The following is a 16455-nucleotide window of genomic DNA, read 5'->3' as shown; positions in this document are numbered from 1 at the left end:
CGCTATCCGGCATTTTCCGGTTAAGGCGCGAGGAAGATCTGCGGCCCGCCGCTTGTCGGGTGTGTTCTGACGTGGACTTCCGCGCCGTACCAGCGGGTTAGCGTACCGGCTTGCAGAACCTCGGCGGGTGCGCCTTCGGCAACGATGTTGCCGCCATGCAGCAACACGATTCGATCCGCCCACAGGGCCGCCAGGTTGAGATCGTGCAGCACGATGCAAACATGCAGATGGCCCTTACGGGTCAGCGTTTTCAGCAACCGCAGTAAATGCTGCTGATGGAACAGATCCAGCGCGGAGGTGGGCTCATCAAGAAAAAGCCAGCCGCGTGGGGAGCCGTCGCACCATAGCTGCGCCAGCGCGCGCGCCAGCTGTACGCGCTGCTGTTCGCCGCCGGACAAGGAGGCGTAACGTCTTCCCGCCAGCGACAAACATTCCGTAAGCTGCATCACCTGATGAATCACCGCCGCTTCGGGCTGCTGCGTCCAGGGCATTCGCCCCATGCCGATTACGGCCTCAACGGGCCAGTCAAACCCCATTCGCGTTTGCTGAAGCATGACCGCGCGGTAGCGGGACAGCGTCTGCGCAGGCCATTGCTCAAGCGGTTTGCCGGCCAGCAGGCAACGCCCGTCTGCCGGAGTGAGATAACCGGTGAGCAGCCTTAACAGCGTCGATTTCCCGGCACCGTTGGGGCCAATTAATGCCAGCAGTTCTCCCTGGGTCAGGGAGAGCGAGATATCGCGAATAATTGTTCTGCCCGCAGCGGCGTAGCTGACGCTGTCAGCGAGAAAACGTTCAGCCATACTGACCTCCCCGGCGGAAAATAAGCCACAGGAACCACGGCGCGCCCAGAATACTGGTCAGCAGCCCGACCGGCATTTCAGCCGGGGCAACCAGCGTTCGGGCGATGGTATCGGCAATCAGCAGCAGAAAGGCGCCCGCCAGCACGGAGCCGGGGATCACCGCACGATGGTCTGCCCCTAGCCACATCCGTATCAGATGCGGCACGACCAGACCGATAAAACCGATCACGCCGCTGACGGCGACAGCCGCCGCCACCAGCAACGCGCTACAGATCAGCAGGATTCGCTGAACAACCCGGACATCGACGCCCAGGTAATGCGCCTCTTCCTCTCCCAGTTGCAGCAGGTTAAGCGCGCCAGCAAGACGCCAGATGAGAAATACCGTTGGGATCATCAAAGAGGCGACTGCCAGCAGCGTTGACCACTGCGCCTGGCCAAGGCTGCCCATTCCCCATAGCGAGAGCTGGCGTAGCTGGGTGTCATTGCTGATCCACGACAACACGCCCACCGCCGCGCCGCATAGCGCATTAATGGCGATGCCGACCAGCAGCAGCCGGGAGAGCGAACTGTCCCGCTGTCGGCTGAGCAGGAAAATAACGACCGTTGCGATGAGCGCGCCAATGAATGCCGCCAGCATCGGCGCATACAGCATAATCAGGGGAGGCAGCGTGAGCGGAAGGACGACCCACAGCGCAACGGCTAACGCCGCGCCGCTGCTGATGCCGAGCAGTCCCGGATCGGCGAGGGGGTTGCGAAAGAGCCCCTGCATCACGCACCCGGACAGCGCCAGCGAGCCGCCAATCACCAGTGCGAGCAGAACCCGGGGCAGACGAATATTGAACCAGATCTGGCGTAACGCGTCGTCGCCGTCATGCCAGAGCAGGCTGAGAGGCAGGCGTAATGCGCCAAAACCGCTTGCCACGACCGTCACCACTGCCAGCATCAGCGCCAGCGTATACAGAGAAAGCGTGATCCGCCGTGGCATCAGGGCAATGACTCCGCTTTCGCGCGTAGCTGCTGAATCGCCTGAGGCGTACGCACGCTAAAACCGAGCAGCGCCATATCATCAACCGCGAACACCTGCTTATTGCGACCGGCAGGGGTCTGCGCCAGTCCAGGTAACTTCCAGAGATTCTCTTCGCCGCCCATCGCCGTTAATCCCTCCTGGGGAATCACCACCAGATCGGGCTGGCTGGCGATCACGCCTTCCTGTGAGAGCGGCTGATAGCGGGAGACGCCCTGCATCGCATTTTGTAGCCCTGCCGCGCGAATGGCGGCATCCGCTCCCGTTTGCTGTCCGGCGGCCATCGCGCTCATTCCGCCGTGGTTAAGAATAAACAGCACCCGCTTATTGAGCGGCGTGGTCGGCAGCGCGGAGATCTCTTTATTCAGCGTCTGGCGCAGCGCCTCGCCTTCAGCCACCCGGTCGGTGGCGTTGGCGATGACCTGCACTTTCTCGTCGATGACGCGCAGGTCGTTGCGGCTCGGTACGGTAATGACCCGAACATGACTTTGCTCGACCTGTTTGAGTACCAGCGAGGGCTGAGCCTGGCTGCTTGCCAGCACAAGATCGGGACGCGTGGCGAGGATACCTTCGGCATTTAGCTGGCGCAGATACCCCACATCCGGCAGGGCAGTGGCCTCCGGCGGCCACTGGCTGGTGCTGTCGCGGGCGACCAGCGAAGACTGTGCGCCGAGCGCGTACACGATCTCGGTGACATCTCCGCCGAGCGCGACGATCTTATCCTGTTTCGCGGCAAGAACCGTCAGCGGCAGGGCGGCAATCAGGGCAAGCAGTTTTTTCATGCCGCCAGTCCTTTTGGTATCAGCGCCTCAATCTGTTTGCGCCACTGTGTCTGTTCTGGTTCGCCTTCCGTACGCTGACCGTAAAGCTGAGCGATTTGCGTGCCGTCATGCGCAAAGAGTTCCAGACTGGTGACGTGGCCGTCTGCGGTAGGTTTGCGGGTTATCCAGGTCTCGGCAATCGTCTCTTCCAGCAGGTGCAGCGTAAACGTCGGGTTGAAAATATTCAGCCAGCCTTTCATCGGCACGACTTTTTCGACCACGCCGGTGAAAATTTGCACGCAGCCTCTGTTGCCGACGAACACCATGATTTCATTGCCGTCTTTAAGGGCGGCGTCGAGGAGCTGCGCCAGCGCGCTGTTCGGCACCTTGCAGGCCAGATCGTCAGCGACCCGTTCAAAAGCCTGCTGGCGGGTCAGGTTATGGCGCTTGAGCAGCGTGAAGAACTGGTGAACGTCGGTCATCGCGCGCCACTCTCTGTCGACGGTCACGGCATCGGCAGCCGTTTCGTTAACAGGGGTTTCAGCCGCTTTCAGCGCCAGCGGCGCATTCTCGGTCACGATAAAATGTTGCAGAAGCTCGTCCCAGGCGGCGGTGTCGGTGTTGTCTGTGGCATACACCTTCAGGAGCGCATCGCCCTGATGATCAAAGAACTGAATGCTCTGGCGCTCGCCGCGGGCGGTCGCTTCCTTAATGTGGAACACGCTGGCCCATTGATTTAAAAATAAGCGCAGATCGAGCGCGCGTGGGTTCAGTACCAGCCCGGCGTGACCGCTCAGGTGTTGATTGGTGAATGCGCCGACCTGCTCGTGTACCGCATACTCGTTGCGGCAGATGCATTTTGTTTCGCCAACGGATTCCAGCGCCGCGAAAATTTCACGCGTGTCGCCGCGCAGCCGCCATGCGTCATGACCGACGCGGGCAAACGTCAGCTCCGCCTCGCTGATCCCCAGTAAACCAGCGATGTCACGCGCGTACTTACCAGGATGTTGTTCTTTTAGCTCAAGCCAGCGTGTGTAGTGGTTCATTGTCTCTTCCTTCCAGTATTTGCCCCGGCGAACCGGGGCGGGTGATTACCATTGATAGCTCACGAAAATCTTGCCGTTGCGCCCGTCCTGCGGGATGCCCTGCGGCGACCAGTACTCTTTATCGAAGGCGTTACCCAACACCAGCGTGGTGGTCATGCCTTTCAGCGCCTGCTGTCCCTGGTAGCTAACGTAAAAGTCGTTGACGGCATAACCCGGCTGTTTGCTGTATTCGCTGCTGATATGCGTTGAGCGATCGGCAAACGTTCCTACCCAGCCAACGGAGAAGCCGCTCTGCGCGACGGGAATATTCAGCTTGCTGGTGACGGTATCCGGGTTAATGCTGGAGATATACTCTCCGGTATCCTTGTCTTTCCCACGGGTGCGGTTGTAGGCCACGTCGAGGCTGAACAGATCAGCGGTATATTTCGTCATCACATCCCAGCCCCAGATTTTGGCGTTCGGGACGTTGTAAGACATAGTGGTCGCGGCGGCGAAATCGACGGTCGTGGAGATGTAATCTTTTGCTTTGGTATCAAAGTAGCTGGCTTTGAACTCCAGCGCATCGTTGGACAGCATCAGATTGTCGAAACGCAGACCAAAACCGTACTCCTGCGTTTCGTTGGTTTCCGGGCGCAGGTTAGGGTTTGGCACCCAGTAGTTAGTGTAGAAGCTGCCAATGGAGAAGTGTTTTGCATCGTTATACATTTCACCCATTGTCGGCGCGCGGAATGCCTGGGCGTAAGAGCCAAACAGCATCAGCCAGTCCGTCGGGCTGACGGTTAACCCGGCGCGAGATGACCATTTATCGGCATCAACATCGTCATAGCCGTCGCTGCTGCCGCGGTAGTTGTCGTAACGCGTGCCGCCCAGCAGGGTGACGGGCAGGTCGCGAAGGGTGATTTCATCCTGCAACCAGCCGGAGCTGAAGTCGATTTTTGCTTCCGGGAAGCCGGTTGTCACGCCGCCGGGTTTTTGCTCCTGACGGTAATACTCTCCGCCATACGTCAGCAGGTGAGAGGCGAAAGCGTCGCTGAAGAGACGCGTGCGGTTTTCAACTTTTCCGCCTTTGGTGGTTTGTTTGCGAAATTCGCCCGTGTTATCGACGTTCTGGGCGTTGATGCGCGCTTCAGACCAGTACACTTTAGCATCGGCATTCAGCCAGTCGTTGCCCTGCGGCGCGATCCTGTAAGAGAGCTGCATGTCGCGCTGGATGGTCGAGCGATCCACAAGAGGGTTGCTGGTGGAGGCATCAATCGTTTGCGGGTTCTTTGGCTCTTGCGCGTCGTTGTTGTAGTAACGTAATGACCCACTCAGCGCCTGCGCATCGTTAATATACCAGGTGCCTTTTGCCAGCATGTTATTGATCGATTCATCATTTGGCGCCGTGGAGCCGTCGCCCTGGCGCAGGTCGCCACGATCGCGGCTGGACCACGCCACCAGTCCATCAAGGTTATCGGTTCGGCCAAAGGCGCTGGCGCCCATTCCCAGACTGTGATCGCCGGTGCCGCCAGTGCCAAAGACGCGGAAACCGCTGTTCTGGCCTTCCTGAAGCAGATCTTTCGCATCGGCGGTTTCATAAGAGATCACGCCGCCCAGCGCGCCGCTGCCGTACAGCAGTGCGGAAGGGCCGCGAACGATCTCAATACGTTTGATCAACGCCGGATCGAGGAAGGTGCTGTTGAGGTGCCCGGTATCGGTTCCCTGACGAACGCCGTCCACCAGAATCAGTACGCCGCGACGGTCATAGCCACGCATACTGATATCCTGGCCGTTGGTTCGCCCGCTTCCGCTCAGGGTGATCCCTGGAACAGGACGCAGCAGATCGGCTGCCGAGCTGGCGGTCTGGTTTTCGGGATCGGACGTATCGATAACGCTCACCATCATGGGGGCTTCAAAGGTGCTGCGCGCATTACCGGTCGCAGTGACGGTGATATCGTCTGTGGTCGCGTAAGCCGCTCCTGGCAGGGTGCTAACGATTGCCAGCGCCAGCAGAGATGGGCGCAAAGAGGCAGATTGCAGGCGTAACATAACAACTCTCCATAAGGAAATTGAAAAGTGCTGGCTGCCTGGGGGGAGACCTGGGTGGCTGGCGAAATTGGTTATTTATTTAGTCAGGATCAGTTTCCCGGATTGCGTCTGGCGGAGCAGATAATGTTCACCCTTATGCTCAATCAGTACCCAGCCTTCTTCACCGAGCAATACTTTGCTGTCTATCTGGCGTTTGGTGCCTGAAGGAGAAAGCGGAGCGTTGTTTTTTATTATTGCAGCCATAGTGTTATGCATAGCGGGCGCATCCGTTATGAAAATGATAATAAACATGATAACAAGAATGATTATCATCAAGATCAATTTTTGCATCAAGCGTTTTTTCGTAAAATAGCGTCTGGATCAACTTTGGTGAGAAAAGCGGTGATATTGAGGGGTACGGCAAGTAAAAACCCGCAAAATGGCGGGTTTTTTATCTCGTTACATCGTGATTCACAACGGACTTTATTTTTTCTCCAGCGCTTCCCAGAGACCTGACAGGTAAGTGACGCCGAGCGCGCGGTCGTAAAGACCATAGCCTGGGCGTCCCGTTTCTCCCCAGATAAAGCGACCGTGATCCGGGCGGATGTAGCCATCAAAGCCGTTATCGTGGAGCGCCTGCATTACGCGGTACATGTCCAGCGAACCGTACTGCGAAGGGTGGGCCGACTCGTAGAAGTCTTTATCTTTGATCAGCTTAATGTTGCGTACGTGCGCAAAATGGAGGCGCTTGCGACGCGTGAATTCAGCCAGGATTTCATAGACGTTATTTTCTGGATCTTCAGCGATCGAACCGGTACAGAGGGTGATGCCATTCGCCGGAGAGTCAACGGCATCGCAAATCATCGCCAGGTCGGCGTGGTTTTTGACCACGCGCGGAAGGCCGAAAATAGAATACGGCGGATCGTCCGGGTGAATGGCCATTTTCACGCCCACTTCTTCGCACACGGGAATAATCTCCCGGAGGAAATAAAACAGGTTTTCCCGCAGCTTGTCGTCATCCACTCCACTGTAGCGCGCGAATAATTCCTGCACTTTAGCCAGGCGCTCAGGTTCCCATCCCGGTAATGCGAAACCGTTGGAGTTATCCAGAACCTCTTTTACGACCTCTTCCAGCGTCTTATCAATGCCATGTTTTTCAAAGGCCATCGTCAGAGAACCGTCCGGCAGGACGTAGTTCATGTCCGTTTTCATCCAGTCGAAGACCGGCATGAAGTTATAACAGATGACCTTTATGCCAAAGCCCGCCAGGTTGCGGATCGTCTGCTTGTAATTCTCAATATAGCGATCGCGTTCCGGGGTGCCGATTTTGATGTCATCGTGGATATTGACGCTTTCGATGACTTCCATCTTCAGGCCCGCAGCGTGCGCCTGCTCAACCAGCGCCTTAATTTTTTCAACCGGCCACACTTCTCCAGGGGCGACATCATAGAGCGCCCCGACGACGCCTTCTACACCCGGCACCTGGCGAATGTATTCCAACGGGATTTTGTCTTCCTGTGGCCCAAACCAGCGCATTGTCATCTGCATTCTTTGTCCGCCTTTCTTATCTTATTGCGTATTTCGTATATTTGACTTCATACCATACTAGTATTGACTAGCATATTCAGTAATGACAATTTGATCAACCTTACCGTAGAAAAAAGATTAAATGCCGTCAGGAATATACATTTCCGTTAAGGGGAAGCTTTTACTGGAAAGCTTATTTCCGGTAAGTGTTTTAATTTTGTAAAATATAATGATCAGTTTGTTCTTATTTGTCGTTTATCGTGAAAATAGCCGCTATCGCACAGGGATTAATACACGCCATTATGACTGAAAGTGATTTTTTTATTGAAAGTTGCATAACATGATTTAAGTCACAAATTTCTTAATTACACTTGTATGGTAGTAGACTTTAAATGGGCGGGAGGGGTAATGTCGGGGCTATTAAGTACCTGTCATACACCGATTTTAGCCTCAACCTGGGGACGTTTTAGCAAAAGCCATCCCCTTGTGCGGAGTAATTATGTCCATGATAAATCAAAGTTTTATGATAAATAACGAACCGGGTCAGCGGTTGTATTCTGAGCTGGCTAAGACGTTACCTATTATTGACTATCACTGCCATCTTGAAGCGAAAGCGATTTGGGAAAACAAACCTTTTGCCGATATTACCCAGCTTTGGCTGGAAGGGGACCATTATAAATGGCGGGCGATGCGCGCCAATGGCATACCCGAGCGGAAAATTACCGGCGATGCCTCTTCAGAGGAAAAATTTGAAGCGTGGGCGCAAACCGTTGAGGCCAGTTTTGGTAATCCGCTGTATCACTGGACTCATCTTGAACTGAAATATTATTTCGCGATTGAGGAAACGCTAAACAGTAAGAACTGGCGCACGATTATGGCGCAGTGTAATGAACAATTACGTCGCGATGATTTTTTACCGCAGGCGTTAATTACCCGTTCAAATGTTGAAGCGCTTTGCACAACCGATGGGCCGCTTGACGATCTGGAATATCATCAGCGACTGGCGGAAAAGCGTGATTTTTCAACGCTCGTGCTGCCGACCTTCCGTCCCGATGAACTGTTTGAAACGCATCCCGATCGTTTCCTGACGTTTGTTTCTCGTCTGTCGCAGAAAACCGGAAAAACCATTACCACTCTGAATGAGTTTCTCGCGGCGCTTGAAGCGCGCGTCGATTTTTTCCACAGCACGGGTTGCCGGGTGTCGGATCATGGGCCGCTGGCCGTTCGTTTTCGCCCGTTTGATGCTGCCGGGCAGGCCGCGCTGTTCCAGCGCCGACTGGCAGGTGATGCGCTGAGTGAAGATGAACTTCAGGCCTGGGATAGCCTTATTTTTGTCGCCTTAGCCAAAATGTACAAACAGCGCGACTGGGCAATGCAGATTCACTTTGGCGCGATTCGCAACAACAACACGCCAATGTTCGAAAAAATCGGCATTAACTGTGGCTTTGATTCCATTGGCGATCAGACGCACCTTGCGGAAAGCCTGAATGGTCTGCTGAACGCAATGGCGGAAAACAACGGTCTGCCGAAAACGATCCTCTACAACCTCAACGCCAGCTATAACGATGTGGTTGCCTCCACCATCGCTAATTTCCAGAGCGGTGAAGATGGCGTGAAATCCCCGCTGCAATTTGGCTCCGGCTGGTGGTTTAACGATACGCGACGCGGCATGGTGAATCAGCTCAATGCGCTTGCCGATCAGGGATTACTCTCTAACTTTATTGGTATGCTGACGGATTCCCGCAGCTTTGTCTCCTATACCCGACACGATTATTTCCGCCGAATTCTCTGTGATTTGATTGGCGGGTGGGTCGAAAGAGGGGAAGTGCCGGAGGACGATGCGATCCTCAATAATATGATTCGTGGCATCTGCGTGGATAACGCCCGCCGCTATTTCCGTTTTCGATAAGACTGATGCAGGAATAAACGATGACCCGTAAGAACAGAAAAGTCACCATTCCCGTCAGTATCGGCTACGGCCTGACGGATATCATGGGGGGCGGCGCATTTACCGTTATCGGTGCCTGGCTGCTTTTCTTCTATACCACCTTTGTTGGTCTGTCGCCGATTGAAGCGGCGTCTATTGTGGCGATCGCGCGTATTGTCGATGCGATCGTGAGCCTGTTTATGGGCAGCTTCACGGACCATTTCTATAAGCATTATTTGGGCAAGAAATTTGGCCGCCGCCGGTTCTTCCTGCTCATTGGCGCGCCACTCATGCTGGTTTACATCCTGTTATGGATGAACGGCATGAACTTCTGGTTCTACCTCGCGGTATATCTGGCCTTTGAGATTATCGCCGCTATGGTGCTGATCCCGTGGGAAACGCTGCCGTCTGAGATGACCAAAGACTTCAATGACCGTACCAAACTGTCAACGTGCCGCATGTTCCTGTCGGCATCCGGGACGTTCCTTGCCACCTTTATTCCGGGCCTGCTGATCGGCTGGCTGGGTGAAAACAACGCGGATGCGTATCTGATCAACGGCGTTGTATTTGCCGTGCTGTTTACGGTCTGTGTGTTTATCTCCTGGAAAGTGACCTGGGAACGTGAACTGACGCCGGAAATGCTGGCGGAAATGGAAAAAGAGCGTCAGCCGATGACTGCTGGCGAAAAACTGGCGGCGTTTGGCAACCTGTTCAAAGAGTATGCCTCAACGTTAAAAGTGCGCGCGTTCCGTAAACATCTGGCGATCTATCTCTTCTCCTTTACCGCCAAGGATGTCTACAACACCGTATTCGTCTTTTTCTGCGTCTACTGCCTGAATGTTTCATCCTCGCTGGCGGGAACATTGCTGTCGATGAGTATCGTCGGCTTGCCGGTCACGCTGGCAGCGGGCGTGGCGATTATTAAATATGGCCCTTCTCGCCTCTATGTCTTCTCCTACAGCCTGATGATGCTGTGCCTGGGCGGGTTCTTCCTGGTTTACCAGTTCCCGACCGACAACAAAATCGTATTGTTGGTGATTCTCGCCGGGGTTTACCAGGTTGGGCGCTGCATTCTGGAGTTCACGCCGTGGAACGTGTTCCCGTTCATCCCGGACATTGACGAAATGATCACCCGCCAGCGCCGTGAAGGGCTGTTTGCCGCCGTCATGACGTTCTCCCGTAAGACAACGGTAGCTATTGCGACCTTTGCCGTGGGCCTGCTTCTGCAAAGCGGCGGCTTCGTGAAAGGCAGCCAGACGCAGCCGCAGGAAGCGATCACGACCATTGCCATGCTGCTGTTCGTTGGTACGGCCGGGCTTCTGATCATTGCACTGTGGCAAGCGCTGACCTTCCATCTGAATAAGCGCACGCACAAAATTTTCGTGGACGAAATTGAACGCCTCAAAGCGGACGGTCTTAAACAGGATGTGACGCCGGAAGCCCGCCATATTGTGGAAGACCTGACGGGTTACAGCTATGACTCGCTCTGGTGTCAAAGCGCGCCTGAACGGGTAAAGCCCGCTGAACCCACCTCCATACTGAGCTGATACAGCCTGGCGGCAGCAAGGGCGCAATAGGCCTGCTGCCGCCAATCCCTCTTTTTATACAGTGAGTAGAAAGATGCAAAATAAGCTATTACACGCGAAAGCCACCGTTCCGAACTGGGATCGCAACGCGCTGGTTCCGCGAATTGTTCACCTGGGATTCGGCGCGTTTCATCGTGCGCATCAGGCCGTTTATGCGGATATTCTGGCTGCGGAACACGGCAGCGACTGGGGCTACACCGAAGTTAACCTGATTGGCGGCGAGCAGCAGATCGCCGATCTGAAAAATCAGGATCGCCTCTATACGGTGGCGGAAATGTCGGCCGATGCCTGGACCGCCCGCGTGGTTGGCGTAGTGAAGAACGCGCTGCATGCGCAGGTGGATGGCCTGGAAACGGTGCTGGCTGCCATGTGCGAGCCGCAGGTTGCCATTGTATCGTTGACGATCACGGAAAAAGGCTACTGCCACTCTCCGGCTACCGGCCAGTTGATGCTCGATCACCCGGCTATCGTTGCCGATCTGCAAAACCCTCAGCAGCCAAAATCAGCGCCGGGCGTTATTGTCGCCGCGCTGGCGCGCCGCAGAGCGGCGGGTCTCCCGGCGTTTACCGTGATGTCCTGCGACAATATGCCGGAAAACGGTCATGTTATGCGCAACGTAATATGCGCCTATGCGCAAGCCGTTGATGCCGGGCTGGCTGCCTGGATTGCGCAGAACGTGACGTTCCCCTCCACGATGGTGGATCGTATCGTCCCGGCGATGACGGCGGAAACGCTGGATAAGATTGAACAGCTTACCGGCGTGCGCGACCCGGCAGGCGTGGCCTGCGAGCCATTCCGCCAGTGGGTTATCGAGGATAACTTTGTCGCAGGCCGCCCGGAATGGGAAAAGGCCGGAGCCGAACTGGTGGCTGACGTGCTGCCGTTTGAAGAGATGAAGCTGCGTATGCTTAATGGCAGCCACTCTTTCCTCGCTTATCTGGGTTATCTTTCCGGCTATCAGCACATTAATGAGTGTATGGAAGATGAGCACTTCCGACACGCCGCGAGGGCGCTGATGCTGGAAGAGCAGGCACCGACGCTGAACGTGACGGGGGTGGATCTCACCCGCTATGCCGATATGCTGATTGCGCGCTACAGCAACACGGGACTGCGTCACCGTACCTGGCAGATTGCGATGGACGGCAGCCAGAAACTGCCGCAGCGCATGCTGGATTCCGTTCGCTGGCACCTGGTTCACCACCATCGTTTCGATCTGCTGGCGCTGGGCGTTGCGGGCTGGATGCGTTACGTCGGCGGGGTGGATGAACAGGGAAACCGTATTGACGTCAGCGATCCGCTGTTGCCGGTCTTGCAGAATGCGGTGATGCAGAGCGCGGAAGGCGAGGCGCGGGTAAAAGCGCTGCTGGGCGTGGAGGCCATTTTCGGGAACGAATTACCGCATGAGCCGCTGTTTGTGGCGCAGGTAACGCAGGCTTACCTGTCGCTGCTGGAAAACGGCGCGAAAGCGACGGTCGCCCGCTATATCTCTGAACGGTAAAGCGTAAAGGAGTGCCGCCAGATAACGACGGCACTCCTGCGTTGACTGACGCCCCCCATTCACCAACCCTTTTCCTCTTTTTTTCTCCCGTCGCTTTCTTCTGCGCTAAACAGTGACTAAACAGCGATGATGTCGTTTTAACGATGTAACGCACCTGCGCGAATTAGCGATGTCCGCCACAAAATTCACATATCACTCCCACTGATGAAAGGAAGCGACTTGCTTTTGTACAGGGAGGCGGATAGTTTCTGTAACGTTACACTAAAACGTTACAGAAGAAACATACAGCAGTTTTTCTCATTTACTCTCCTGGCGATTTAGCGGTGCCAGACGGCGTTATCGCTACCCTAATGGTATGTGGAAGGACAATCATGATGGAAATAAAACAGCTTCGTTCGACCAGACGTTTTTTAGCTTTAGCTTGCTTAAGTACCGCGCTGATAGCGGGCAGTGTGGTGACTTCTTTTGCTCAGGCAGCGCTTAATTTTCGCGTTTACTCCTCTCTGCCCGGGGATGATTCCTCCGCGCACTATATCTGGTTTACCCGTTTTCAGGAGAACCTGAACAAAAACGAAAAATTGAAAGGGCAAATTAAGCTCAACTATTTCGCCAACGGGATGTTAGGAAAAGAGGCCGATGCCACGCAGCAGGTACGCATTGGCGCAATCAATATGATGATCTCCGGCACCTCGATTTGGGCCACGCTGGTGCCTGAAATCGGCGTTCTGGATCTGGGTTATCTGTTTAAAGATTACGACCAGGTTGGCAAAACGCTGGACGGAAAAGCGGGCGAGCAGCTTTCTGCGTTAATGCTGAATAAAGCCAACGTTATGGTGCTGGGTTATGGCTATAACTTAGGCGCGCGTAACGTGTATACCAAAAAGGCCATTGAAAAACCTGAAGATTTAAAGAATCTGAAAATCCGCGTTCTGCCAGTGCCTAACTTTATCGCCACGCTGAATCATATGGGCGCGGTGGCGATTCCGATGCCGGGCGGCGAGGTCTATTCCAGTCTGCAAATGGGCGTTATCGACGGCGTTGAACATGATGCGCCGACCATCTACTCCAGCAAATATTATGAAATTATTAAGAATGGCACCCTGACCCGCCATAGCTTTAACCCGCTGATGATTGCCATGAATAAGAAGAGCTTCGAGCAAATTCCAGAAGCGCTGCGGGCCGATGTCCTTGCGGCGGCGCAGGAAGCCACAGAGTACGAGCGCCAGCAGGCAAGCCAGAAAGAGCAGGAAGCGATTAAAAACCTGGAAGCCAAAGGGGTGACATTCCGCGAGACCGATCGCGCGTACTTTGCGCAGCAGGTGCAGCCGGTCTGGAAGGCATTCCTCGATCAATATCCTGATATGAAACCGATTGTTGATGAGATTACCGCCGCGGCGCCAGGCGATAAGTCGTAATACGTGAGCCGCCGATTCAGCCGGTTTTGGGGTGGGTCGGCGGTATCACCCGGTAAGCCCATGAAAGGAGTCCAACATGGCAGATATCTCTATGAAAGCAAAGGATGAAAATGCTTTGCTGATGCTGTTAGGCCGACTGAGCAGAGGCTTAACGACCTTAACATCCTGGGCCGGGGCACTGGTGCTGTTTATCAACGTACTGGTGGTATTCGCATCCGTTATCTGGCGCTACGCATTGCATTCACCGATTCACTGGGCGGAAGAGGTGGCGCGTGCGTTGATGATTGCCCTCGTCTTTTTTGGCGTGGCCACGTCCACAGGCAGAGGCGGGCATATTGGCGTCGATCTGTTCCTGCGTTTTTTGCCCGAGCAGGTGCGCCCTTATGTTATCCACGCCAGTCGTTGGGTGCTGTTTCTGGTGTCGGTGGGGCTGGTTATTTCCAGCTATGACCTGGTGCAGGCCGCGCGGGTACAAACGACCGAGACCGGCCTGCCGCAGACGATTTACGTTATCCCGGTGTTGATCGGTTCCGTGGTAATGATGGTGGCCGCGCTGGAACATGCGCTGCATGAACGCGCGCGGGTTGTTCTGCTCAGCGGCGGCGGAATCCTGGTGCTGGCGGCGCTGGGGTATCTGAAACTCTCGCTGATGGCCGATCCGGCCAGCGCGGCGGCGGGGCTGATGCTGATCTGTTTTGCGCTGGGTATCCTGGCCGGTGTGCCTATCGCGTTTACGCTGGGCATGTCCGCAATGGTGTTCTTTATTTGCGATCCGTCGTTACCGTTTGTCTTTTTCTCTCAGCAGGTTGCCGCCGGGGTAGACCACTTCGTTCTGCTGGCGATTCCGTTCTTTTTACTTGCCGGGGCGGCAATGGAAATCAACGGGATGTCAACGCGTCTGGTTGAGCTGATTGTGCGCGGGATGGGGCGCTTTCGCGGCGGGTTAAACATGACGACCGTGCTGTCGATGGCCTTCTTCTCCGGGATTTCCGGTTCCAAACTGGCGGATGTCGCTGCGGTGGGCGGTGTCTTGATGCCTGCGGTGCGTCGCGCTAAGCAGGACAGCGAAGAGGCCGCAGGGGTGTTCGCCGCATCGGCGGTGATGGCGGAGACCATTCCTCCGTGCGTAAACCTGATCGTCATGGGGTTTGTGGCGAATATCTCCATCGGCGCGCTGTTTATCGCCGGCCTGGTTCCCGCCGTCTGCTTGCTGATACTGCTGATGATCGCGGCCAACCGTTTTGGCGGAAAAATTAACGTCAGCGAGGCTTACCCGGTTTTACGCCCGCGTGCGCAGCTCTACCTTGGCGCCGCCGTGGGGCTGGTCATGATCTTTATGATTGGCCGTGGGGTGATGATGGGGATTGCGACCTCGACAGAAATCTCTGCCTTTGCGGTGATTTACGCCATCGTTGTCGGTCGCCTGGCGTTTCGCGAGCTGACGCTGAAAGCGACGGTGAAAATGTTTATTGATATCGCGGCCATGTCCGGCGTACTGCTGTTCATCGTCGCCTGCGCGACCAGCCTTTCTTATGCGCTGACGATACAGATGATTCCGCAGCAAATCGCTGAACTGCTGGTGGGGATTGGGATGGAACAAGGCGCCTGGCTGTTCCTGCTGTTGACCATTGTGATTCTGATTATCTTTGGCGCGGTTCTGGAAGGTGCGCCAGCGTTGATCATTTTCGCCCCTATCCTGGTGCCAATCGCCATTCAGCTTGGGTTTAACCCGCTGCATTTCGGTATTGTCATGATTCTGGCGATGGGCTTTGGCTTATTTTCACCGCCGATTGGATTAGGGCTGTATACCACCTGCGCCATCTGCGGTGTGGAGATGAAACATGTTATTCGGCCAATGGCGAAATATCTGGCGGTTGTTTTCGTCGGCATCATCATTGTGGCGATGGCGCCGCCATTAACCACCTGGTTGCCTGGACTGGCAGGCTACTGATTATTCATTACGGATATTCGCCACGCTCAGTGGCGGGGATGTCCGCGTGCTGAAAATAGCAGTAACGCGACAGGTTATCGCCTGGCGATGTTTAAATCTGAATAAGTGGAGTATGAAATGGGATCATTAGTGGGTAAAAAAGTTTTTATTACCGGTGCGGAACAGGGTATTGGTAAAGAAACGGCCAGAAAATTAATTGAGGCCGGATGTGATATCTATATTCATTATTTCAGTGGCGAAGAAGGCCCACGAGAATTAATGGCCATTGCGGAGCAAAAGGGAGGCCGGGCGGCTTGCGGTTATGCTGATTTAACGAATGAGGAAGATGCCGCGCGGTGCGTTGCGCAGGGCGCGGCGTTTCTTGGCGGCATTGATATTCTGGTGAATAACGTCGGTGGAATTATCGCCCGAAAATGGCTCGGCGAGATCGAACCACAGTTCTGGCGTACCGTTATTGACGTGAATATGACCACGATGCTCAATGTCACCCAGCAGGCGTTACCCTGGCTGAAAGCCTCGCCAGATGGGGCGAGCATTGTGAATCTGGCGTCATTAGCCGGTCGTTCCGGCGGCCATGCGGGCTCTCTGGTTTATTCCACCACGAAAGGCGCCGTCTTGACCTGGACGCGCTCACTTGCCGCCGAACTGGGCGAATCTGGCATTCGGGTGAACGCCGTGGCCCCTGGATTGATTCTGGGCACCCGTTTTCATAATCAGCATACGACGCAGGCCTCTGCCGACCAGACGATTCAGGCTATTCCTTTGGGGCGCGCCGGTACGCCTGAAGATGTCGCCCGGGTAATCTGTTTCCTCGCCTCTGAATATGATGGTTTCGTCTCCGGCGCGACGATTGATATTAATGGCGGTATTTATCGGGCGTAAAAGCGGGCGGGTTGTAAAACCCGCCTGATTT

13 protein-coding genes are annotated in these 16455 nt (G+C 55.2%); 6 read left to right on the top strand and 7 right to left on the bottom strand.

Annotation, left to right across the window (positions count from 1 at the left end):
* Positions 1-20 precede the first annotated feature (20 nt).
* The 7 genes from FD428_RS19580 to uxuA all read right to left on the bottom strand — a co-directional run bounded on the left by FD428_RS19580 (position 21) and on the right by uxuA (position 7186).
* On the bottom strand, positions 21-800 hold the full coding sequence (locus FD428_RS19580) for a heme ABC transporter ATP-binding protein (protein WP_114848687.1): 780 nt from the start codon (positions 798-800) through the stop codon (positions 21-23).
* Positions 793-1785, bottom strand: coding sequence for an iron ABC transporter permease (locus FD428_RS19575; RefSeq protein WP_012134514.1), 993 nt, complete (start codon positions 1783-1785; stop codon positions 793-795). The genes FD428_RS19580 and FD428_RS19575 overlap by 8 nt, the downstream gene beginning before the upstream one ends.
* Complete coding sequence (locus FD428_RS19570; protein ID WP_012134513.1) at positions 1785-2606, bottom strand: hemin ABC transporter substrate-binding protein; 822 nt, start codon at positions 2604-2606, stop codon at positions 1785-1787. The genes FD428_RS19575 and FD428_RS19570 overlap by 1 nt, the downstream gene beginning before the upstream one ends.
* Positions 2603-3631 (bottom strand): hematinate-forming heme oxygenase ChuS, encoded by a 1029-nt coding sequence (gene chuS, locus FD428_RS19565; protein ID WP_114848686.1) that lies wholly within the window; start codon positions 3629-3631, stop codon positions 2603-2605. The genes FD428_RS19570 and chuS overlap by 4 nt, the downstream gene beginning before the upstream one ends.
* 45 nt (positions 3632-3676) lie before the next feature.
* A complete protein-coding gene (locus tag FD428_RS19560; RefSeq protein WP_012134511.1) occupies positions 3677-5659 on the bottom strand; it encodes a TonB-dependent hemoglobin/transferrin/lactoferrin family receptor in 1983 nt (660 codons plus the stop codon).
* Positions 5660-5734: 75 nt separating this feature from the next.
* Complete coding sequence (gene hemP, locus FD428_RS19550) at positions 5735-5971, bottom strand: hemin uptake protein HemP (protein WP_077956852.1); 237 nt, start codon at positions 5969-5971, stop codon at positions 5735-5737.
* 150 nt (positions 5972-6121) lie between these two features.
* On the bottom strand, positions 6122-7186 hold the full coding sequence (gene uxuA / locus FD428_RS19545) for a mannonate dehydratase (RefSeq protein WP_012134508.1): 1065 nt from the start codon (positions 7184-7186) through the stop codon (positions 6122-6124).
* A gap of 478 nt (positions 7187-7664) precedes the next feature.
* On the opposite strand from uxuA, the gene uxaC reads away from it, so the two are divergent.
* The 6 genes from uxaC (at position 7665) to FD428_RS19515 (ending at position 16424) form a co-directional block, all read left to right on the top strand.
* A complete protein-coding gene (gene uxaC, locus FD428_RS19540) occupies positions 7665-9074 on the top strand; it encodes a glucuronate isomerase (protein WP_115182191.1) in 1410 nt (469 codons plus the stop codon).
* A gap of 20 nt (positions 9075-9094) precedes the next feature.
* A complete protein-coding gene (locus FD428_RS19535; protein WP_047459551.1) occupies positions 9095-10639 on the top strand; it encodes an MFS transporter in 1545 nt (514 codons plus the stop codon).
* 73 nt (positions 10640-10712) lie between these two features.
* Positions 10713-12176, top strand: a complete 1464-nt coding sequence (locus tag FD428_RS19530; RefSeq protein WP_114848045.1) for a mannitol dehydrogenase family protein — start codon at positions 10713-10715, stop codon at positions 12174-12176.
* Between the two features lie 371 nt (positions 12177-12547).
* Positions 12548-13591 (top strand): TRAP transporter substrate-binding protein, encoded by a 1044-nt coding sequence (locus tag FD428_RS19525; RefSeq protein WP_012134504.1) that lies wholly within the window; start codon positions 12548-12550, stop codon positions 13589-13591.
* Between the two features lie 76 nt (positions 13592-13667).
* Positions 13668-15542, top strand: coding sequence for a TRAP transporter large permease subunit (locus FD428_RS19520; protein WP_058668440.1), 1875 nt, complete (start codon positions 13668-13670; stop codon positions 15540-15542).
* A gap of 117 nt (positions 15543-15659) precedes the next feature.
* Positions 15660-16424: an SDR family NAD(P)-dependent oxidoreductase gene (locus FD428_RS19515; RefSeq protein WP_012134502.1), complete on the top strand. Its 765-nt coding sequence runs from the start codon at positions 15660-15662 to the stop codon at positions 16422-16424.
* Positions 16425-16455 lie beyond the last annotated feature (31 nt).

The organism is Citrobacter sp. TBCP-5362, from assembly GCF_005406305.1.
Lineage (GTDB): Bacteria > Pseudomonadota > Gammaproteobacteria > Enterobacterales > Enterobacteriaceae > Citrobacter_B > Citrobacter_B koseri.
Note: the sequence above shows the minus strand (reverse complement) of the source record. Positions and strands in the feature narration are given on the sequence as shown.